This window comes from Streptomyces sp. NPDC057307 (genome assembly GCF_042667665.1).
Lineage (GTDB): Bacteria > Actinomycetota > Actinomycetes > Streptomycetales > Streptomycetaceae > Streptomyces.
On record NZ_JBHUZM010000011.1, the window covers coordinates 44336 to 64574 of the forward strand.

At 72.2% G+C, this 20239-nt stretch carries 18 protein-coding genes; 7 read left to right on the forward strand and 11 right to left on the reverse strand.

Translation table 11 applies throughout. From position 1 onward, the window contains the following. Positions 1 to 38: 38 nt before the first annotated feature. The 3 genes from ACFUN8_RS07030 to ACFUN8_RS07040 form a co-directional block, all read right to left on the reverse strand. Positions 39 to 302 (reverse strand): hypothetical protein, encoded by a 264-nt coding sequence (locus ACFUN8_RS07030; protein ID WP_383632643.1) that lies wholly within the window; start codon positions 300 to 302, stop codon positions 39 to 41. 199 nt (positions 303 to 501) lie between these two features. Continuing rightward, entirely contained in the window at positions 502 to 1398 is an 897-nt protein-coding gene (gene purU, locus ACFUN8_RS07035; RefSeq protein WP_383632646.1) for a formyltetrahydrofolate deformylase, read from the reverse strand. 87 nt (positions 1399 to 1485) lie between these two features. Next, on the reverse strand, positions 1486 to 1923 hold the full coding sequence (locus ACFUN8_RS07040; protein WP_363242771.1) for a hypothetical protein: 438 nt from the start codon (positions 1921 to 1923) through the stop codon (positions 1486 to 1488). A 183-nt stretch (positions 1924 to 2106) separates the two neighbouring features. On the opposite strand from ACFUN8_RS07040, the gene ACFUN8_RS07045 reads away from it, so the two are divergent. Continuing rightward, entirely contained in the window at positions 2107 to 3411 is a 1305-nt protein-coding gene (locus ACFUN8_RS07045; protein ID WP_383632650.1) for an ABC transporter substrate-binding protein, read from the forward strand. 21 nt (positions 3412 to 3432) lie between these two features. Beyond that, positions 3433 to 4644, forward strand: a complete 1212-nt coding sequence (locus ACFUN8_RS07050; RefSeq protein WP_383632653.1) for a glycosyltransferase — start codon at positions 3433 to 3435, stop codon at positions 4642 to 4644. A 49-nt stretch (positions 4645 to 4693) separates the two neighbouring features. Here ACFUN8_RS07050 and ACFUN8_RS07055 read toward each other — a convergent pair whose 3' ends face one another. From ACFUN8_RS07055 to ACFUN8_RS07070, 4 genes are all read right to left on the reverse strand, one after another. Continuing rightward, positions 4694 to 5428 (reverse strand): alpha/beta hydrolase, encoded by a 735-nt coding sequence (locus tag ACFUN8_RS07055; RefSeq protein WP_383632655.1) that lies wholly within the window; start codon positions 5426 to 5428, stop codon positions 4694 to 4696. A gap of 143 nt (positions 5429 to 5571) precedes the next feature. Then, a complete protein-coding gene (locus ACFUN8_RS07060) occupies positions 5572 to 6558 on the reverse strand; it encodes a threonine/serine dehydratase (RefSeq protein ID WP_383632657.1) in 987 nt (328 codons plus the stop codon). Positions 6559 to 6570: 12 nt separating this feature from the next. Further along, complete coding sequence (locus tag ACFUN8_RS07065; RefSeq protein WP_383632660.1) at positions 6571 to 8274, reverse strand: hypothetical protein; 1704 nt, start codon at positions 8272 to 8274, stop codon at positions 6571 to 6573. 277 nt (positions 8275 to 8551) lie between these two features. Beyond that, positions 8552 to 9934, reverse strand: coding sequence for a transcriptional regulator (locus tag ACFUN8_RS07070; protein WP_383632663.1), 1383 nt, complete (start codon positions 9932 to 9934; stop codon positions 8552 to 8554). A gap of 318 nt (positions 9935 to 10252) precedes the next feature. Between ACFUN8_RS07070 and ACFUN8_RS07075 the strand changes: the two genes are divergently transcribed. The 3 genes from ACFUN8_RS07075 to ACFUN8_RS07085 all read left to right on the forward strand — a co-directional run bounded on the left by ACFUN8_RS07075 (position 10253) and on the right by ACFUN8_RS07085 (position 13666). After that, entirely contained in the window at positions 10253 to 10939 is a 687-nt protein-coding gene (locus tag ACFUN8_RS07075; RefSeq protein WP_383632666.1) for a bifunctional DNA primase/polymerase, read from the forward strand. Between the two features lie 73 nt (positions 10940 to 11012). Next, on the forward strand, positions 11013 to 11957 hold the full coding sequence (locus tag ACFUN8_RS07080; protein ID WP_383632669.1) for an ABC transporter ATP-binding protein: 945 nt from the start codon (positions 11013 to 11015) through the stop codon (positions 11955 to 11957). Next, positions 11954 to 13666 (forward strand): transporter, encoded by a 1713-nt coding sequence (locus ACFUN8_RS07085; RefSeq protein ID WP_383632672.1) that lies wholly within the window; start codon positions 11954 to 11956, stop codon positions 13664 to 13666. Before ACFUN8_RS07080 ends, ACFUN8_RS07085 begins: the two co-directional genes overlap by 4 nt. 965 nt (positions 13667 to 14631) lie before the next feature. Here the strand turns inward: ACFUN8_RS07085 and ACFUN8_RS07090 are convergent. From ACFUN8_RS07090 to ACFUN8_RS07105, 4 genes are read right to left on the reverse strand one after another with little or no spacing between them, the layout of a single operon-like run. After that, the gene (locus tag ACFUN8_RS07090) at positions 14632 to 15849 is read right to left on the reverse strand and encodes an ABC transporter permease (protein ID WP_383632675.1); all 1218 of its coding nucleotides are present in this window, start codon (positions 15847 to 15849) and stop codon (positions 14632 to 14634) included. Next, on the reverse strand, positions 15846 to 16580 hold the full coding sequence (locus tag ACFUN8_RS07095) for an ABC transporter ATP-binding protein (RefSeq protein WP_383632678.1): 735 nt from the start codon (positions 16578 to 16580) through the stop codon (positions 15846 to 15848). Before ACFUN8_RS07095 ends, ACFUN8_RS07090 begins: the two co-directional genes overlap by 4 nt. After that, entirely contained in the window at positions 16577 to 17653 is a 1077-nt protein-coding gene (locus ACFUN8_RS07100; protein WP_383632681.1) for an efflux RND transporter periplasmic adaptor subunit, read from the reverse strand. The genes ACFUN8_RS07095 and ACFUN8_RS07100 overlap by 4 nt, the downstream gene beginning before the upstream one ends. After that, complete coding sequence (locus tag ACFUN8_RS07105; RefSeq protein WP_383632684.1) at positions 17632 to 18135, reverse strand: hypothetical protein; 504 nt, start codon at positions 18133 to 18135, stop codon at positions 17632 to 17634. Before ACFUN8_RS07105 ends, ACFUN8_RS07100 begins: the two co-directional genes overlap by 22 nt. A gap of 196 nt (positions 18136 to 18331) precedes the next feature. Between ACFUN8_RS07105 and ACFUN8_RS07110 the strand changes: the two genes are divergently transcribed. Further along, positions 18332 to 19057 (forward strand): response regulator transcription factor, encoded by a 726-nt coding sequence (locus tag ACFUN8_RS07110; protein WP_383632687.1) that lies wholly within the window; start codon positions 18332 to 18334, stop codon positions 19055 to 19057. After that, complete coding sequence (locus ACFUN8_RS07115; protein ID WP_383632690.1) at positions 19054 to 20232, forward strand: sensor histidine kinase; 1179 nt, start codon at positions 19054 to 19056, stop codon at positions 20230 to 20232. The genes ACFUN8_RS07110 and ACFUN8_RS07115 overlap by 4 nt, the downstream gene beginning before the upstream one ends. Positions 20233 to 20239: the final 7 nt, after the last annotated feature.

Below are 20239 nucleotides of genomic sequence, written 5' to 3' on the forward strand. Positions count from 1 at the left end.
ACGACGAGGTACGGCACGTGCGGACGGCCGATCGGCGGCTAGCTCACGAACAGCTCGTAGTAGCCCGTGCCGCCCGGAGCCGCGTCACAGCGGTACTTGCTGAAGCCCTCACGCACATACTGCTGACCGGCGTCGACGCAGTAGGCCCTGCTGGAGTACGAACCGATGTACACCCATGCCGCCTCGGACCGGGCACCGGCGCTGACGGACGTTCCCGGAGCCGCCGCCTGGGCGGGGGCGTTGATTCCGGTGATGGCCAGAACGGCGATTCCCACACTCACGAGTACTGCGCGCTTGCGCATCCTGATCTCCCCTGTGTTGGCAGTAAGCGGTTTCTGGTGCACGGAGATCGTGAATGACGCGACGCGCGCCCGCAAGGAGATCGCTGATACCTGTCATGCGGGGACCGCGCCGGGACCGGGCGGGGACCGACGGGGGTCCGGCGGGGGTCCGCCTGTGGTCGGCCTGTGGTCGGCCGGGTCCGGTGTCCGGCCCCGGCGGCTATCCGAAGATGACCGTGCGCCGGCCGTTGAGCAGGATGCGGTGCTCGGCGTGCCACTTCACCGCGCGCGCGAGGGCCTGGCACTCCACGTCGCGGCCGATCGCCACGAGCTGCTCCGGAGTGACCTCGTGGCCGACGCGCTCGACCTCCTGCTCGATGATCGGGCCCTCGTCGAGGGCGGCCGTCACATAGTGGGCGGTGGCGCCGATCAGCTTCACGCCCCGGGCGTGCGCCTGGTGGTAGGGCTTCGCGCCCTTGAAGCTCGGCAGGAAGGAGTGGTGGATGTTTATGATCCGGCCGTTCAGCTGCTTGCACAGGTCGTCGGAGATGACCTGCATGTAGCGGGCCAGCACGACCAGTTCGACGTCCTCGGCGCGTACCAGCTCCAGCAGCTCGGCCTCGGCCGCGTCCTTGGTGTCCTTGGTGACGGGGATGTGGTGGAAGGGGATGTCGTACGAGGCGACCAGCTCGGCGAAGTCCGTGTGGTTGGAGACGACGGCGGCGACGTCCACGGGGAGGGCGCCCGTACGCGACCGGAAAAGCAGGTCGTTCAGGCAGTGGCCGAACTTGCTGACCATCAGGACGACCCGCATCCGCTCCCCGGCCTGGTGGAGCTGCCAGTCCATCCGGAAGGAGTCCCCCACCGCGGCGAAGCTCGCGCGCAGCTTCTCCAGGTTCACCCGCTCCTCGGCGGAGAAGTGGACCCGCATGAAGAAGAGACCGGTGTCGCGGTCGCCGAACTGCTGGCTGTCCTCGATGTTGCACCCGGTCATGAAGAGAAAGCTGGACACGGCGTGCACGATGCCCTGTTTGTCCGGGCAGGACAGCGTCAGGACGTACTGGTCGGACAGGGCGGGCCGGTCGGCCTGGGCGGCGGGCTGCTGCGGGGCACTCATGACCCCAGAGGATCCCACACGGGGCTCGGGGCGGCACGGCGTACCGTCGAGAAGGACGGCACCCTCAGACGCGCCACGTAACGCACATCACGCCGACCGCGTCAGGATCCGCAGCACGTCCAGCGAGCGCGGCACCGTGTCCGGGTCCTCGCCGTCGTTGACGGCCAGCCTGACGTGCGCCTCGCGCGCCGCCCGTACCGCCTCCGGCCAGCCGTGATGCTCCAGATACACCGAGATCGGGGCGTCCGGCCCCACCTGGTGCATGATCCGCAGCACCCGCAGGACGGCGACGTCGACCAGCGCGGCCTCGCCGGAGTCGCGGAAGATCGTCCCGACGTATTTCTCGGCCGACCAGTTGTCCAGCCAGGTGTCCTCGACCAGCCGGTACACGGCGTCGGTGACGTCGCCGTACCCCTCGCGGCCGGCCAGCCAGTACTCCTGGTGGAAGACGGGATCGGAAAGCATGTGCAGCGCCGAGCGCACATTGCTGCGCCAGCGCCACCAGGGAATGTCATTGAGCGGCATGTCGCCCATGGTGGAGGAGCGACGGCCGCGACGGGAAGAGTTCTCCGAACCTTGCTGCACAGCAGTCGATCGTACGGTCCTCCGGAAGGCGATCACCTGGCCCCCCGTAATTCACCTCGTTGTCATGTCTGGTTGAACAAGCCCCACCTGGCAGTTACCCCCGGGCCGGAAGTGTGCGGACACATGACCGGTAGGCAGCAGCGCTCCTCCTCACCCCGCCCCTTCCGCCGGAATCAGGCGGTCCGCGTCTTGTGCACAGCGGCGGCCGGAGCGTCGCTGGTCACCGGGTGTGGCGTGCTCCCTGGCGACCCGGGGGGCTCCAGGGAGCCCGTCACGGTCATGACGTGGGCGCCCGAGGGCACCTCCGCGACGAACATGCCGGGGATGCCGGCCATGGCCAAGGCGTTCGCCCGGTGGGTCAACGCGGCGGGCGGTATCGACGGCCACGAGCTGCGTGTGCTGACCTGCAACGAGCGCAACACCTCGGCGGGCGCGGCCGACTGCGCGCGGCTGGCCGCCGAGAAGGACGTCACGGCCGTCGTCGGCTCGTACAGCCAGCACGGCAACGCCTTCATGGCGCCGCTGGAGGCGGCCGGGATCCCGTATCTCGGGGGCTACGGCATAACCGAGCGGGAGTTCTCCAGCTTCGTCTCGTACCCGGTCAACGGCGGCCAGGCGTCGCTCCTGGCCGGCAACGGCATGCAGCTGGGCGGGGAGTGCGGCCCGGTATCCATCGTGCGGCCCGACACGATCACCGGTGACGTGATGCCGGAACTGCTCAACTCCGGCCTCAACAAAGGCAAGAGCGAGGGCGACGACGGGAAGGCGACGGACATCCGCGCCGCCGAGGACGCCACCGACTACACCGACTCGGCGGAGAGGGCCCGCGAGAACGCGGCCACCGCCGACGACGGCTGCGTCACGGCGGTGCTCGGCGACCGTACGGAAACGTTCTTCGACTCCTACCGCCGACTCCCCGACACCAGCCGGCCCGTCCGCATCTCCTCGGTGCTCGGCAGCGTCGGCCAGCCCCTGGTGGACCGGACGGGCGGCTCGAAGGGCCTCTTCGAGGGCGCGTACGTCACCGGCTGGTACCCGCAGGCGAAGGATCCGGCGTGGCGGCCGATGCGGGACGTGATCCAGAAGCACGCGTTCGGCGACGACAGCATCGACGCGGCGGACCCCGGCGTGCAGACGACCTGGATCGCGTACACCGCGCTCAAGTCGGTCGTCGAGTCGATCGACCGGGACACGATCTCCTCGGCCACGTTCTCGCACGCGCTGGACAAGGGCGCGAAGGTCGAGACGGGCGGCCTCACCCCCACGCTCCGCTGGCGCTACGAGGACATGCTCGGCTCCCCCGGCTACCCGCGCATCGTGAACAGCGAGGTGACGTTCCAGGTGGTACGCGACGGCGAACTGGTCTCCCAGAAGGCCGGCTTCGTGGACGTACGCGGCACCCTGAGCGACGCGGGGCGCAGCGCGTAGCGGGCACGTTAGTCTCCGGGAATGGTTGATTCCCCCCTCGGCGCCGGCGCCGGTCCCATCGCGCCAACTGCCCCTTTCCGGCTGATCGTTACTGGTGGCGGCACCGGTGGGCACACGTATCCGGCGCTCACGGCGTTGCGGGCCCTGCGGGCTCGGCTCGCCCCGCTCGGCAGGTCGGTCGATGTGCTGTGGGTCGGGACGGCCACCGGGCTGGAGGCCCGGGTCGCGGCTTCGGAGGGCATCGCTTTCGCCGAGGTCGCGACGGGGAAGATCCGTCGCTCGAAGAACCCGCTGAAGCTGGTGTCACCGGCCAATGCGAAGGACATGACGAACGTGCCGCGCGGTGTCGGCCAGGCGCGGAGGATCGTCTCCGACTTCCGGCCGGACGTGGTGCTCGCCACGGGCGGTTACGTGGCCGTGCCCGTCGGGCTGGCCGCGAAGTTGTGCCGTCGGCCGCTCGTGGTGCATGAGCAGACCGTCCGGCTGGGGCTCGCGAACAAGGCTCTGGCGCGGGCCGCGGCGATCGTCGCGGTGTCGTCGGAGTCCACGCTCCCGCTGCTGCCGGAGGCCGCCCGCGCCCGCGCCGTGGTGACCGGCAATCCGGTACGCCCCGAGGTGCTGGCAGGGCAGCCGGACAAGGCCGTCCAGGCCCTGTCGCTGACGGGCTTCGACCGGTCGTTGCCGACGGTGTACGTGACCGGCGGCGCGCAGGGCTCCGCGCAGATCAACGGGACCGTCGGCGGAATCCTGCCGTGGCTGCTGGGGCACGCGAACGTCATCCACCAGTGCGGTGAGGCGAACGTGGCGACCATGCGGCAGACGGCGGCCACACTGCCCGCCGAACTGGCGGGCCGCTACCACCTGACCGGGTTCGTGGGCGGCGAACTGCCGGACGTGCTCGCCTTGGCCGATGTCGTGGTCTCCCGCAGCGGCGCCGGAACGATCGCCGAGCTGACCGCGCTGGGCAAGGCCGGGGTGTTCATCCCCCTGGCGTCGTCGGCGGGCAACGAACAGGCCCACAACGCACGCCACTTGCAGGACGCCGGCGCCGCCGTCGCCCTCCTGGGCGAGGTGTCGCCGACGGCCTTGCAGGCTGCCGTCGGTCCGCTGCTGCACGACCGTGCCCGCCGCGAGACGATCGCCGACCGGGCCCGCGCCCACGGCCGCCCGGACGCGGCGGACCGCCTGGTCGACGCGGTGCTGTCGGCGGCGGGTCAGCCGTCCGGTCGCTGAAGGCACCACCGGGCCGACCGGTGTTCGTCGTCGGCCCGGTGGGCACGGGTCACTTCAGGTGGTGGGTGAGGAATTGGGACGCGGCGGCGCCCGCGGACTGGGGGACGGCCGTGTGGCCGCCGAGGTGGGCGTGGAGGGACTTTTCCTTGGAGTTGAAGGCGTCGAACAGGTTGAGGGACGCTTGGCGGTCGTTGCCCTCGTCGTCCCACTGCAGCAGGACGTGCAGTGGGATGGTGACCTGGCGGGCCTCGTCGAACGTCGCGCGGGGGATGAGACTTCCGGCGAACAGGACCGCCGCCGAGATGCGGGGTTCGACCGCCGCCAGGCGGGTGCCGATGGCGATCACTCCGCCCGAGTAGCCGACCGGGCCGCCGATCCCGGGCAGGGCGAGGAGCGCGTCCAGGGCGGCCTGCCATTCCGGGACCGCCTGGTCGGCCAGGGGGAGGACGAGGGCGTCGACGGTCTCGTCGCTGACCGGCTCGCCCGCCTCCAGCGCCCGGCGCAGGTCGGCGCGGGCCCGGTCGACGGCGGGCAGGCGGGGGCGGTCGCCGCTTCCGGGGAGTTCGATGGTGGCCGCGGCGAAGCCCTCCGCCGCGGAGTGCCGGGCGCGGGCCGCCAGTCGGGGGTACATCTTGCGCAGGCCCAGGGGAGGGTGGCCGAGCAGGATCAGGGGTGCGGGTGCGGCGGCGGGTTCGGGCGTCCAGAGGATGCCGGGGATCTCGCCGAGGGTGAATTCGCGTTCGAGGACGCCGTCGTCGAGGCGCTGCTCGGAAGTGAAACGCATGGTCGTGCCTTTCGGGAGTGCGCTGGAACGGCGCTCCCGGACGACCTGTCTACCGTCCGACCGTGACCCCGGAGGGGAGCACCCATGTCGATACTGCGTTCACGGGTACCACCTCCTCGTTCTCTCGCACGGCCTCCGGGAAGTTAGCAGGGGGTGCCGTGGTCCGCCAACGGGTTTTCGCGGGTCCAGTGGTCGAAGTCCGTCGGGGTCACATTGCCGCCGCACAGAATGGTCGCGACGGTCCTGCCGTCGAACCGGCCGGCGGACTCCAGGATCGAGGCGACTCCCAGCGCCGCCGCCGGTTCCACCACCAGGCCCGCGTGGACGTGGATGAGGCGCATCGCCTCGATGATGCCGGCCTCGGTCACCAGGACCGCGTCGTCCGCGACCGACGAGAGGTCGTCCAGCACTTCCGGGAGGACGTACCGGCCCGCGACTCCGTCGGCGATGGTGTCCGGGGCGCCGACCTCGACCGGCCGGCCCGCTCGCAGGGCGAGCGTCATCGCCGGGGCGTTCTCGGGCTGGACGCAGATGGTCTCGGTGCCCCCGCGCAGGCTCCGCAGCGCGAAGCCCACTCCGGACGCCAGCGCGCCGGCGCCCAACGAGACCACCACCGCGTCGAGTTCACCCGGCAGTTCCGACAGCTCGACGCCGATCGTCGCCGCTCCCTCGCACGTGCCGATGTCCTTGCTGTCCTCGACCAGGAACGCGCCGGCCTCGGTGGCGATGCGTTCGGCCGTTTCGAGGGCCTCCTCGATCTCGCCGTCGACCAGGACCACGTCGGCGCCGAGCGTTCTCATACGCGCGATCTTCAGCGGGTTGGCCGCCGACGACGCGACGACCGTGACCCCGATCCCCCGCGACCGGCCGCCGAGGGCGAGCGCCTGGCCGAGGTTCCCCGCGCTCGCGCAGACGACGGCGTCCGCCGTCCCGCTCTCCTGAAGGCGGTCGAGTACGGTCTCGGTGCCACGGCCCTTGAACGAGCGGACGGGGTTCAGGGTCTCCACCTTCAGGACGAGGCGGCAGCCCAACGCCTCGCCCAGTGGCCCGCATTCGTACTGCGGTGTGTCCCGGAACACCGGGTCGAGCCGGCTGTGCGCGACAAGGATCCTCGCGAGGTCCAACCGCACCGCGAACCTCCCTCACAGCTCCGTCGGGGCGCGCTCCGTCAGGCCGTACTTGGACGCGATGCCGTTCCAGAGGTCCGACGCCTTCCGCTTGGCCGCCGTCGCCTCGCCGCTCGCGCGGTTGCCCTCCTGGGCCGCCTTCGTCGTACGGGCCTTGCCGTCCTTGCAGCCCTTCTTCGTCTTCGCCTCGCCCGCCCACGTCGCGTAGTGGTCGTCCGCCGACGCGGAAGCCTGCCACGCCTTGGTCAGCGAGGAGGAGAGCTGACCGTGCTGCGGCAGCTTGTCGAGGCTGAGTTCCTTGAGCCGGGAGACCAGGTCGCGTCGCTGGTCGGCCGCGCCCTGGAGGTCGCCGACCGCCTTGTCCAGGTTCTGGCAGGTCTTGATGGACTCGACCGCGCTGATCACGGCCGCCCGGCTGTCGTTGCTCTCGGCGAGGAGCTTGTCCAGCTCCTCGGCCTGGGGCTTGGCGGGGTCGGCCGCGTTCTCGTCGCCGCCCGGGCCCGAGGGTGAACTCTCCGACGACACCGTCTGGTTGTTGTCCTGCTTCTTGCTGTCGTCGCCGCTCATCAGCCAGCCCGCGCCGAGGCCGAGGACGGCGCAGCCGACCACGACGGCGGCGATCAGCGGGAGCGGTGAGGACTTGCGGCGCCCGGCGGCCCGGCCCTGCGGACCGGAGGGCTCCTGCGGGCCATGCGGTTGCGCGTACGGCGACGGGGACGGCTGCTGCTGTTGCTGCTGCGCGTACGGCGGCTGGGCGCCCCGGCCCCTGCCCCGCACCGGACCGGGACCCGGACCGGCGCCCGCGCCGGCGTCGAAGTGCGGCATCTGCTGTGTCTCGTCCGGCGCCGTCGGCCCGCCGGGGGCCTCCGTACGGAAGAGGCTGTCGAACTCGGCGGGCGGCTGGCGCTCTCCGGGGGCGCCGGGCCTGATGCCGTACGGAGCGCCGGGGGGCGCGGCCGGGATGTCGCCCGGTCCCGTCGCCGGGACGGGCGCGATGAACTGCGTGGCGTCCGCGTCCGAGGTGCCCTGCGCGGGCGCGGGCGGCTGGGCGGCGCCGAGGTACTGGGTGGAGTCGCCGGGGCGCTCGGGCGGCAGCCCGCCGGGGTTCTGGCCCTGCTGGTACTGCGGCGGCACCGGCGGTATGAACTGCGTGGCGTCGGCGGACCCGGCGGCGGGCACCGGCGGCAGATACTGCGTCGCGTCCGCGCTGCCGCCCGGAGGCGGAGTCGGCGCCTCGGCGGGCAGCGGCTGCGCGCCGTACGTGCCACCCTGCGGCGCCCCGTACTGCTGCTGGGGCCCCGGCTGGGCAGGCGGCAGCGGCTGCGGTTGTGGCTGCGGCGGCTGCTGCTGGTACGGCTGTTGGTACGGCTGCTGCTGAGGGTCCTGGTACTGCTGCTGGGGCTGCTGACCCTGCTGGGGCTGTTGCGGGTAGCCGTACCCGCCGCCACCCCCGCCGCCGTACGCTCCCGGCTGCTGGTACGTCCCGTACGCACCTGGGTCCTGCTGAGGCGGCTCCGGCTCGGCCTGCGGCTGTGGCGCCCCCGGACCCCAGGGCTGCCCCCACGGCTGTCCGCCCGCCGGGGCGGCCTGGTCGGCCGGGACCGGCGCCTGGGCGCCGGGCATCAAGGGGGGACCGCCGTCGGCGGGCAGCACGATGCCTTCGTGCGCGGGCCGAGCGGCAGGCGACTGCGGCTCGTCCCTTTGTCCGCTTTGCGTCACCGGGACTCCTAGTGTGGACCTACGGAATCGTCAGTTCACGCTACCGGGTGAATCGGCGGGCCTGCTACGCGCCTGGAACCAGTCACCACCGGCCTGTTCAAGACACCCGCCGAAGGCGCCCGCCACCCGGACCGGCCGCACCGCGCCGTAACGGCCCCCTACCGGCCGCCCCACCAGCCGCCGCGTCACCGTCGTGCGGTGGCCGTCCGACCACCGCACAACGCCGCCACCCCCGCCGTACTGCCCTGCTCCCGGCGGAAGTTGTAGCAAAGCCGTGTCACGCCGCCTGGATCTCCAGCCGGGCGCTGAACTCCCGCACGGCGGGCTCCGTGCCGTACGGCTCCAACCGCTGCTGGAGATCGTCCAGATACTCCGCCCCCCTGCTGGAGCGCAGCGAGCCGAGCAGCTCCGCCGCCCGCGTGCCCGTACGGCACGCCTCTTCCACCTCACGTAGCTGGAGCTGCGACGTGGCCAGCAGGACCAGGCCGATCGCCCGCCGTCTCGCCCGGGTCTCCGGGTGGGCCGCCAGCGAGTCGGACGCGTGGCGCGCGGCCGCCTCGGGCTGCCCCAGATCGCGGTAGCAGTGGGCCAACTCGTCGGACAGATAGCCGTGGTCGAAGTGCGCGATCCACACCGGGTCGTCGTCGGTCTCCGGATCCGCGTGCTCCAGCGCGGTGAGCGCCCGACCCGCGACCGCGTGGCACTCGCTCGCGTCCCCCAGCAGCGCGTGCCCCCGCGCCTCGGCGGCCAGGAACATGGCCTGCGCCCTCGGAGTGACGTGCCCGCGCGCGCCTTCCTGGGCGGCCCGCGCCAACTGGGCGATCTCGCGCGGATTCCCGAGCTGGGCCGCGAGATGGCTCATGGAGGCGGCCAGCACATAGCCGCCGTATCCCCGGTCCCCCGCGGCCTGGGCGAGCCGCAGCGCCTGGATGTAATACCGCTGGGCGAGGCCCGGCTGGCCGGTGTCCACCGCCATGTACCCGGCCAGCTCGGTGAGTCGGGCGACGGCGGCGAAGAGTCTGCGGCCGACCGCTTCCCTGTACGACCCCGAGAGCAGGCCCGACACCACGCTGTTCAGATAGTGCACGACGACCGGCCGGACATGGCCGCTGCCGAAGCGGTGGTCCAGATCCACCAGCGCGGCCGTCATGGCGGCGACCGCCGCGACGTCCGAATCGCCCACGCGCGCGCCGGTGTTGCGTGCCACCGACGCGTCGGCGCCCGTGATCAGCCAGTCCCTGCTCGGCTCGACGAGCGCCGACGACGCCACCGCCGATCCGGACAGGAAGTCACGCCGGCCCACATCGCTGCGCCACAACTCGCAGACCTGCTCGATCGCGCCGATGACCGTCGGCGAGAACTGGAGGCCGATGCCCGAGGCCAGATTCTTGCCGTTGGCCATTCCCAGCTCGTCGATGGTGACCGTACGCCCCAGCTTGCGGCCCAGCGCCTCGGCGATGATCCCCGGGGCCCGGCCGCGCGGTTGCTGTCCGCGCAGCCAACGCGCCACGGATGTCTTGTCGTAACGGAGGTCGAGACCGCGCTCGGTCCCCACCATGTTGACCCGGCGGGCGAGGCCGGCGTTGGAACAGCCGGCCTCCTGGATGAGTGTCTGCAGCCGTTCGTTCGGCTGACGGGCGACGAGAGGCCTGGCTGCCAATTGGATAACCCCCTGTGCCGCAGTGATCGATGGAGTGATCACTGCCCGGCGGAAACGCAGTAAATGCGTGCGATGGTCGAAATCAGCAATCTTCGGTAACTTTCGGGAAACGCCGTCCGCTTGGCATCGAGGTGTGTGACTCGCCTCACGCTCCCTGTTGGCAACCCCCGGTCACCGGTTGTGGTTACCCATCCACGCGCCGCAACTTCGCACGCGCCCCCGCCCATGCATCCGTGCGCCCCATGTGCGGGACCGGCGCTCCGTCGCAACGGTGCGTGACGCCCGTAACCCAAGGTGCGGGCGGGAGTTGTGTTCTTCGTGGACAAGACCATCGGAGTGACGGGCGTCACGGACGCCGCGCAGATCCCCAAGCAGCGGGGCGACCTGCTGCTGGACAGCGCCGTGCGGTACGCGGAGGAGCGGCACTGGGACGTGTTCCCCGGCACCTGGCTGGAGGTGGTGGACGGCAAGGAGCGGTGCTCGTGCGACCGCGCCGACTGCCCGGCCCCCGGAGCGCATCCCACCCGGCCGGACTGGGCGTCGCAGGCGACGGGCAGCGGGGTCGCCGCCCGCAGGCTGTGGTCGAAGCAGCCCCGCGCGTCGATCCTGCTGCCGACGGGGCGCACGTTCGACGCCCTGGACGTGCCGGAGTCGGCCGGGTTCCTGGCGCTCGCGCGCATGGAGCGGATGCAGATGACGCTCGGCCCCGTCACCTGCGCCCCCGACCGCCGGATGATCTTCTTCGTCCTGGCGGGCGGCTCGCTGAAGGTGGAGGACCTCGTAAGGAAGTTGGGCTGGTCCGCGTCGGCGATCGACCTGCTGGTGCATGGCGAGGCGCACTACGTGGCGGCCCCGCCCACGCGTGTCGGCGGCTTCGGCGCCGTGCAGTGGGCCCGGCGGCCGACTCCGGCCAACCGCTGGCTGCCGGACGTCGAGGAGCTGATCAGCCCGCTGGCGTACGCGTGCGGGCGTGACGCGGCGGCGGCGCGGGCACAGCGACCCTGAGGACCTCGCGGACGGCGGTCTTATGGTGGGTCCTCTCGACACCTCGAAAAGGATCACCGAAGGGCAGTGCGGCATGCCGGATGACGTACCGGAGCGAGCGGCGGAGCAGACGGAACAGGCGGAGCACCGGACGGTGCCTGACACGACGGGCGCGGCGGGCGGGCCAGGCGCGGCGGACGCGGCGGGCGGGCCAGGCGCGGCGGACGCGGCGGGCGCGGCGGGCGGGGCGAGAGATGCGCGTACGGCCGCTGCGCCGCCCGCCGTCCGCGTGGAGGGGCTGTGGAAGCGCTTCGGCGACCAGGTCGCCGTCGCCGGGATCGATCTCGATCTGCCCGCGGGCCAGTTCGTCGGTCTCGTCGGCCCCAACGGCGCGGGCAAGACCACCACGCTCTCCATGGTGACCGGCCTGCTGCGGCCGGACATGGGCCGCGTCAAGGTCGCCGGGCACGACGTCTGGGGCGACCCGGTCGCGGTCAAGGCCAGGATCGGCGTACTGCCCGAGGGACTGCGCCTCTTCGAGCGGCTGTCCGGACGCGAACTCCTCGGATACACCGGCCGGCTGCGGGGGCTGCCCGGCGCCGAGGTCGACAAGCGCGCCACGCAGCTCCTCGACGTACTGGACCTGGCGGGCGCGCAGCACAAGCTCGTCGTGGACTACTCGACCGGTATGCGCAAGAAGATCGGCCTGGCGGCGGCGCTGCTGCACAACCCCGAAGTCCTCTTCCTGGACGAGCCGTTCGAGGGCGTCGACCCGGTGTCGGCGCAGACGATCCGCGGCGTCCTGGAGCGCTACACCGAGTCCGGCGCGACCGTCGTCTTCTCCAGCCATGTGATGGAGCTGGTCGAGTCGTTGTGCGACTGGGTCGCGGTGATGGCCGCGGGCCGGATCCGCGCGCAGGGGACGCTCGCGGAGGTACGGGGCGACGCGCCGTCGCTCCAGAGCGCGTTCCTCGAACTGGTCGGCGCGCAGGGCCGCGACACCGGTGAGTCCCTGGACTGGCTGGGCGGCGCCCGATGAGCGCGACGGCCGGCAGCGTGGGCCTCTCCGAAACCGCGACGGGCTCCGCGGGTCCCGCCGGTCCCGCCGGGCCCGTCGGTTCGGGCACGACGCCCGTCGTCACCCTCGGCACCCGCGACCTCGCGCCCGTCTTCGTACGGCTGAAGCTGTCGCTGCTGCGCAACGGACTGCGGCAGTCGTCGGGCCGTACGGTCGTGTACGTCGTCTCCGTCGTCCTCGCCCTGCTGATCGCGGCCGGCCAGCTCCTGGGCCTGATCCTGCTGCGCGGGAACGACGGCGCGACCACCCTCGTCGTCGTGCTGACCGCGCTCGTGGCCCTCGGCTGGGCGATGCTGCCGCTGTTCTTCGCCAGCGGCGACGAGACGCTCGACCCGAGCCGGCTCGTGATGCTGCCGCTGCGGCCCCAGGCGCTGATCGGCGCGCTGCTCGCCGCGTCCGTGGTCGGTATCGGGCCGCTGTTCACACTCTGCCTGGTGCTGGGCTCCGCGATCGCCGTCGCGCACGGCGCCGCGGCGGTCGTGGTGTCGGTGGTCGTCGTACCGCTGGCCCTGCTGGTGTGCGTGGCGCTGTCGCGCGCCGTCGCCGCCGCGAACATCCGGCTGCTGACCTCGCGCAAGGGCCGGGACCTGGCCGTGCTGAGCGGTCTGGTGATCGCCGTCGGCATCCAGTTCATCAACTTCGGTATCCAGCGGCTCAACGAGGCGGGCGGGCTCTCGGCGCTCGACCCGGTGGCGGACGTCGTACGGTGGCTGCCGCCCGCGTCGGCGATCGGCGCGGTGGACTCGGTGAGCGACGGCGCGTACGGGCCGGCGGCCGGGCAACTGCTGCTGTCGCTGGCCGCGTTGGCCGGGCTCCTGTACTGGTGGCAGCGGTCGCTCGTGAAGCTGATGACCGCCCCGGACGGCTCGACGATCGACGCGTCGGCGGGTCCGTCCGGTCCGGAGCGCAAGGAGTCGGCGTCCGGGCTCGGCAGGCTGCTGCCCGAGGGGCGCACGGGCGCGGCGATGGAGCGCAGCCTGCGGTACGTGTGGCGCGACCCCAAGACGAAGGCGGCGTGGGTCACCTCGCTGGCGATCGGACTGATCGTGCCGCTGGTGAACGCCCTTCAGGGCAACGGCTCGATCTATCTCGCGTGCTTCGCGGCGGGGATGCTCGGGATCCAGATGTACAACCAGTTCGGGCAGGACACCTCCGCGTTCTGGATGGTGGCCCTGACGATCTCCTCCACGCGTGACGCGTATCTGGAACTGCGCGCGCGGGCCTTCGCCCTGCTGGTGATCACGCTGCCGTACTCGGCACTGGTGACGATCCTGACGGCCGCGCTGCTGGGCGACTGGCGGGCGCTGCCGGAAGCGCTCGGGCTGTCGTTCGCGCTGCTCGGCGCGATGATGGCGACGGGCGCGGTGGCCTCGGCCCGCTTCCCGTACTCGATCCCGCAGGACAGCGCGTACAAGAACGTCGCTCCCGGCCAGGCCGGGCTCGCCTGGATCTCCATCCTCGGCGGCATGCTCGGCGGCGCCCTGCTGTGCGCGCCGGTGATCGGCCTGACGATCGGCCTGCACGTATCGGGCGCGGACGGCTGGACGTGGCTCCTGCTGCCGGCGGGCACGGCGTACGGCGCGCTGATCGCGTGGGCGGGGGTCCGGCTGGCGGCGCCGCAGACGGCGTCCAGGCTGCCGGAGATCCTGACGGCGGTGAGCAAGGGCTGAGGCGGGGCGGCCGGGTGGTCAGTTGAGCGAGGGGGCCGAGGTCGGGCCGCCGGGCGGTCGGTTGAGCAAGGACCGAAGCCGCACCGCTGGCCGGTCAGTTGAGCAAAGACCGAAGCCAGGCCGCCGGGCGGTCAGTTGAGCACGCGCAGCACGAGCCGCCGGCCGGTCAGTTGAGCACGCGCAGCACGAGCCGGGTCACTGCGGCGAACCCCCGCGCGATCCATCCGAACACGCCCAGCTCGGCTGCCAGTTCGCCGGCGTCGGTCGCGGTTTCGGCCCGGTCGGCGGCCCCGCTACGGCACCGCTGACACCTCCGTGGCCACCGCCGCCGCTGCCTCCCGCACTTCCTGCACGTCCTCATGAGCCCCATTCTCACATCGCCCTTCCCGCGTCCCCCTCCCCCGGAGGTCCATGAACCGGCGACGGCTCGCGGGGCCGCCAGGCGGTCCTGCGCGGGGAGTTGCCGCCGTTCGCGAACGGTAGGGACCGCGTCACCGGCCGCCGGAGTCCCACGCGCCGGGCGTGACTTCGCGGGCACGACTCGGGTCGTGCCCGCGAAGTCGCGTCGTCCGCCCGCGGGGCGGGGCATCGGCATCGCGACGCGGAGGGTCGGCCCGTACCGCACCTACTCGGCTGGCTCCGGCAACGGGGGCATCTCCCCCACCCGAAGAGCTACGGGTGGACAGGTGCCGTTCAGCGGGGCTTTCCGGACACGGCCTGGCGGGTGCCTGGCGGGTGTCTTGTCGATCAGGCCGGATCGGGGAGCGCCCGCCGCGGCAGCGGCTGATGTCACGTTGGTGCGTGCGATCGCAAGGCGGAGGGGAGAGGCATGGTGGGAGCCGTGCCTCCCCGACTCCACCGACAACGCAGGGGGCACCTCCCGTGCCCCCTCGGGGGCACGGGAGAGAGCGCGCGTGCCAGGGACCACGAGCCCGGCAAGACACCCCCAGGCCCGCCCGCCCCCCTCACGCCGCGTGCAGCGCCAGCGTCGGGGAGAGGCGGGAGGCGCGGACCGCCGGGTAGAGGCCCGCGATCGTGCCGATCGCCAGCGTCGCGGCGAAGCCGCCCGCCATCGCCCACGGCGGTACCACCCAGGGCAGCCCGCCGGACCGGGCGTACACGCCCGTCGCCGCCGCGCCCAGTGCGACGCCGGACAGCCCGCCCAGGCCGGACAGCATCAGGGACTCCGTGACGAACTGGATCCGGATCTGGCCCCGGGTGGCGCCGAGTGAGCGGCGGAGGCCGATCTCGTAGCGCCGTTCCAGCACTGAGATGATCATGGTGTTGGCGACCCCGACCCCGCCGACGAGCAGTGCGATGCCGCCGAGCCCGAGCAGCAGGCTGCTGAACGCCCCCTCGGTCGCCGCCTTCGCCCGGAGCGCCGACGACGGGTCGGTGACCTTGACGTTCTGCGGGTTCCGGGGGTCGACGGTCGCCGCCATGACCTTGCGTACGGCGGAGACGGACGCGTCCGTCGAGCGCTCGTACACCGACGTCGGGTGTCCGTCGAAGTCCAGCAGCCGCTTGGCGCCCTCCCAGCCGATCAGCGCGGACCGCTCGATCTCCGGGGCCAGCCGCAGGGGGGCGAGGATGCCGACGACCGTGAAGTACCGGTCGCCGATCCACACCTGCCGGCCGGGCTCCGTGATGCCGAGGCGCCGGGCGGAGACGTTGCCGAGGACGACCGACGGGTAGCGGCCGGTCGCGTTGTTGAGCCAGCTGCCGCTGCCGACCTCGCCGCGCAGTACCTTCAGCAGGTCCTCGGTGGTGGCCTTGACCGCGATCCCGGCGGTGTCGCCCTCGTCGATCTTCTCGTTACGGCGTACGGAGGCGTCCAGGTCCCCGGTCGCGCCCACGTCCTGTACGCCGTCGATCCGGCCGACCATCCCGACCGACTCCTCGGGCAGCTTCACGTCCTCGCCCGTGAACATCGACTCACCGGGCGAGGCCACCAGCAGGTTGGTGCCCAACTTGTCCAGTTCGCGCAGTAGTTGGGCCTGGCTGGAGGCGGAGATGCCGACCACCGCGACCATGGTGGCGATGCCGATCGCGATGCCCAGCGCGGACAGCACGACCCGCATCGGGCGGCTGCGCAGCCCCGCGGAGCCGACGTGCAGTACGTCCCGAGGACCGAGCCGGGCCGCCGTCAGCCGCCGAGCACGGGCCCGCGTCGGCGCCGTCACAGGCCCGCCGCCGAAGCCGAACCGGCAACCGCACCCGCACCCGCGCCCGCGCCCGCGCCGTTGCGGATGTCCGCCACCACCCCGCCGTCCCGCATACGCACCTCCCGCGGCAGCCGCCCCGCGATCTCCGTGTCGTGCGTGATGACCGCGATGGTGGCGCCCTCCTGGTTGAGACCGTGCAGCAGTTCCATGACCGCCGCGCCGGACGCCGAGTCCAGCGCGCCGGTCGGTTCGTCGGCCAGCAGCAGGGCCGGCTCGCCGACCACCGCCCGTGCGATGGCGACCCGTTGTTTCTGCCCGCCGGAGAGTTCGTGCGGCCGGTGGTCGAGCCGGTCGGCGAGCCCGACCCGCTCCAGCGCGGCCGCGGCCCGGCGGCGGCGTACGGGGCGCGGCAGGCCGGAGTAGAGCAGGCCCTCCGCGACGTTGTCCCGGGCGCTGACGCCCGGCACCAGGTGGAACGCCTGGAAGACGAAGCCGACGTGCTGCGCGCGCAGGGCGGAGAGTCGGCGGTCGGTGAGCGCCGCCACGTCGTGCCCCGCGATACGCACCGAACCGGCGGTCGGCCGGTCCAGCGTGCCGATGATGTGCAGCAGGGTGGACTTGCCGGAGCCGGACGGGCCGACGATGCCGAGGAGTTCGCCCTCCTCGACCGTGAGGTCCACCCCGCGCAGGGCGGTCACCCCGCCCGGATACTCCTTGGTGACCCCGGTGAGAGCGACGACCGTACTCACAGCGACGGCACCCCGACCTTCATGCCCTCGCGGAGCCCGCCGCCGGAGACCTCGACCCGGCCTTCGGCGAACATGCCCAGTTCCACCTTCACGTCGCGCGCGGTCCCCTTCTCCACGACCTGGAGACCGAAGCCGCCGCCGGGCAGGGCGAGCAGCGCGTTCACCGGGACGGTGAGGACGTTCTTACGTGTCTCGCCGGTCAGATTGACGGTGACCGGGGACTGGTCGAAGCCGCCGACCTGTTCGGGTTTGTCGAAGGAGACGCTCAGCGTGACCTTGGGCTCGGTGTCCTGCGGGTCGTCGCCGGGCTTGGCCGTCCGGCCGACCGACAAGACGGTGCCGGGCGCGCTCGTACCGTCCGGCAGGTCGACCGTGACCTTCGTCCCCGCCTTGGCCAGGCCGCTCTCCGCGACAGGCAGGGCGAACGTCACGACGCGCTCGGAACCGGTGGTCGTGAGGACCGGCGCGCCGGGCTGGGCCAGGTCGCCGACGGGCGTCCCGATGCTCTTGATCCGTACCTCGCCCGGCGCGAACGCGATGTCCCCCGGCCCCAACGTGCCGGTCTGTGCCCGGTCGTGGGCCTTCTGCCAGCGCTTGACGGCGGCGGCGGTGAGTTCGGTGTACTCGTCGTCGGGGGTGAAGCCGGTGTAGCCGAGTACGGCGAGGTTACGTTCCAACTGCTCGACGTCCCGGCCCCGGTCACCCGCCTTCACCGTCCGGTACATCGGCCCGGAGCCGTACATGAGCCGTACCGCCTGCCCGTCGATCTCGTACAGCCGCTCGTCGCGCCCGACGGTCGAGCCGGTCGGCGGCGTCCAGGTCATGGTCCCGGCCGCGCCCGCGTTGACCTTGCGCTGCTTGTCGTAGCCGAGCTTTCCGTCGGCCTGGGCGCTGTCGCGCAGGTCGCCGCGGACCACGGCGGCGGTGTCGGGCGGGAGTCCGGTGTTCCGGCGGGCGTCCGCCCGGTCGGGGCCGCCGAGTTGGGTGAGGGCGAGGGAGCCGGCGGCGACGGCGAGCACCGCCACCCCGGCGGCCAGGACCCGGCCGCGCTTCATCGGCCGGCGCTTTCGCATGCCTTGTTCGCCTTCTCGAACTTCTTCATGTCCTTGGTTTCCAGCGCGGGCATCCCCGCCACCCCCGCCGTGTCGAACTTCGGGTCGGGCATGTCCACGCCGTTCTCCCGCATACACCGGGCGTAGGCGACCATCTTGTCCTTCTCGGCCTGGGTCATTTCCTCTTCACCGCCGCCGACGGCCTTGTCCTTGCACGCCTTGAACGCCTTCTCCACCTCCCCGCCCTTGCCACCGAGTTCGATGGTGGTGCCGACCTCGCCCGGCTTCGGCTCGGGGATGTCCACACCGTGCTCCCGCAGGCACTCGCGGTGCTCCAGCTCCTGGTCGGCCTGGGTCTTCACCTCGTCCTTGCCGGAGCCCGCGTCCTTGGCACCGCCGCCCGAGTCGCCGGAGCAGGCGACCAGCCCCAGGGCGAGCGAGGCGAAGAGAGCGGCTGCGGCAGCAGCGTTCCGGCTCGCGTTGAACTGGTTCATGAAAGTCATGACGGACTCCTCGTCCACGGGCCGACAGCCCGGAAAAAGACCGGATACGGACCGAATACAGACCGGATACAGACCGGATACAGACCGGATACAGACCGGATTACGAACGGTCCGAGCGTGCGCGGAGCCCCGGTTTCGTTTCTCTCAAGCCGAACGCTTACACCGGCGAAACATCGCTCTCGGATATAGAGATCCCATGCGAGTGCTGCTGGTGGAGGACGAGGAATTCCTGGCCGAGATGGTCGCCGAGGGGCTGCGGCGCGACGCGATCGCCGTCGACGTGGCACTCGACGGCCACGCCGCCCTGGAACGGCTCCGGTTCGGCGCGTACGACGTGATGGTGCTCGACCGCGACCTGCCGGGCCTGCACGGCGACGAGGTGTGCCGGCAGGTGGTCCGCTCCCGGCTGCTCACCCGCGTACTGATGCTCACGGCGTCCGGCACCGTACGGGACCGGGTGGCCGGTCTCGGACTCGGCGCCGACGACTATCTGACCAAGCCGTTCGCGTACGACGAACTCCTCGCCCGGGTCCTGGCGCTCGGCCGGCGGGCCAGACCCGCACTGCCGCCGGTGCTGGAGCGGGCCGGGCTGACGCTGGACACCGCACGCCGCCAGGTCTGCCGCGACGGCCGCTATCTGTCCCTGTCCCGCAAGGAGTTCGCCGTGCTGGAGACCCTGCTGCGCGCCGAGGGCGCGGTCGTCAGCGGTGACGATCTCATCGAGGAGGTGTGGGAGGAGGACACCAGCTACCGCACCAACGCGGTCCGGGTCACGCTCTCCAAGCTACGCGCCAAACTGGGCGCTCCGGCGGTGATCGAGACCGTGCCCGGGGCGGGCTACCGCATCAGCGAAGGCCCTTCGGCCGGTCCTTCGAGCCGCGCTCCGGCCGGGCCTTCGACCGGCGTGGAGGACACCCGGTGAAGAGCGAGCGGGCTCGGCTGACCGGGCTGTACGGCGGACTGCTGGTGCTGGCGGGCGTCCTGCTGATGGGGCTGGTCTATCTGCTGGTCAGTGAGACCCTCTACGCCAATCTGATGTCGGCGGTGGTCCCGACCGTCCCCGCCTCGGAGTTGAACATCGACCCCGTTCCCGCCTACCGGGCGGACGGACTGACGGCGGGCACCCTCGCCGAAACCCAGCAGTACACGGTGGCGCAGAAGGTCACCACCGCGGCCGGGGACGCCGCGCTCAACCAGTTGCTCACGGTCTCCGGGGTCTCCCTCGGCGCGTACTCGGCGCTGTCCGTCGCCCTCGCCTGGTGGATGGCCGGCCGGGTACTGCGGCCGGTCGGTGTGATCACGGCCCGCGCCCGGCGGCTCTCCGGCAGCAATCTGCACGAACGCCTCGCGCTGGACGCGCCGCCCGGCGAACTCAAGGAGCTGGCCGACACGTTCGACGGGATGCTGGACCGGATCGAGGAGCTGGTCTCCTCCCGGCAGCGCTTCGCCGCCAACGCCGCCCACGAGCTGCGCACCCCGCTCGCCGTGCAGCGCGCGGCGGCCGAGATCGGGCTCGCCGACGACCCGACGCCGGAAAAGGTGGCCCGGATCCGGGCCAAGCTCATCGACACGGCCGTCGGCAGTGAGCAGTTGATCGAGGGCCTGTTGCTGCTCGCGGTCTCCGACGAGGGGCTGCGCCGCAGGGAGCGGGTCGCCCTGGACGAGACCGGCGCGGCGGTGATCGACGCGCTGGCGGCCGACGCGGAGGCCCGGTCGATCACGGTGGGGTTGACGACGCGGCCGGTGACGGTCGAGGGCGACGCCGTCCTGCTCGACCACCTCGTCCACAACCTGGTCGCCAACGCCCTGCGCCACAACCACCCCGGCGGCACGGTCCGGGTCGATGTGCGGCCGGACGGGCCGGGGGTCGTCCTGGAGGTCGCCAATACGGGGCCGGTGGTGGCGCCGGAGACCGTACCGCTGCTTTTCGAGCCGTTCCGCCGTGCCCGGGCCCGGCAGCACGCGCCGGGCGAGGGCGCGGGTCTGGGGCTGTCCATCGTGGCGTCGATCGCACGGGCGCACGGCGGCGAGGCGGGCGCGAAGGCGAACCCCGGGGGCGGTCTGACGGCCCGGGTCGTGCTGCCGAGGTGCCCCTAGGAGGTGT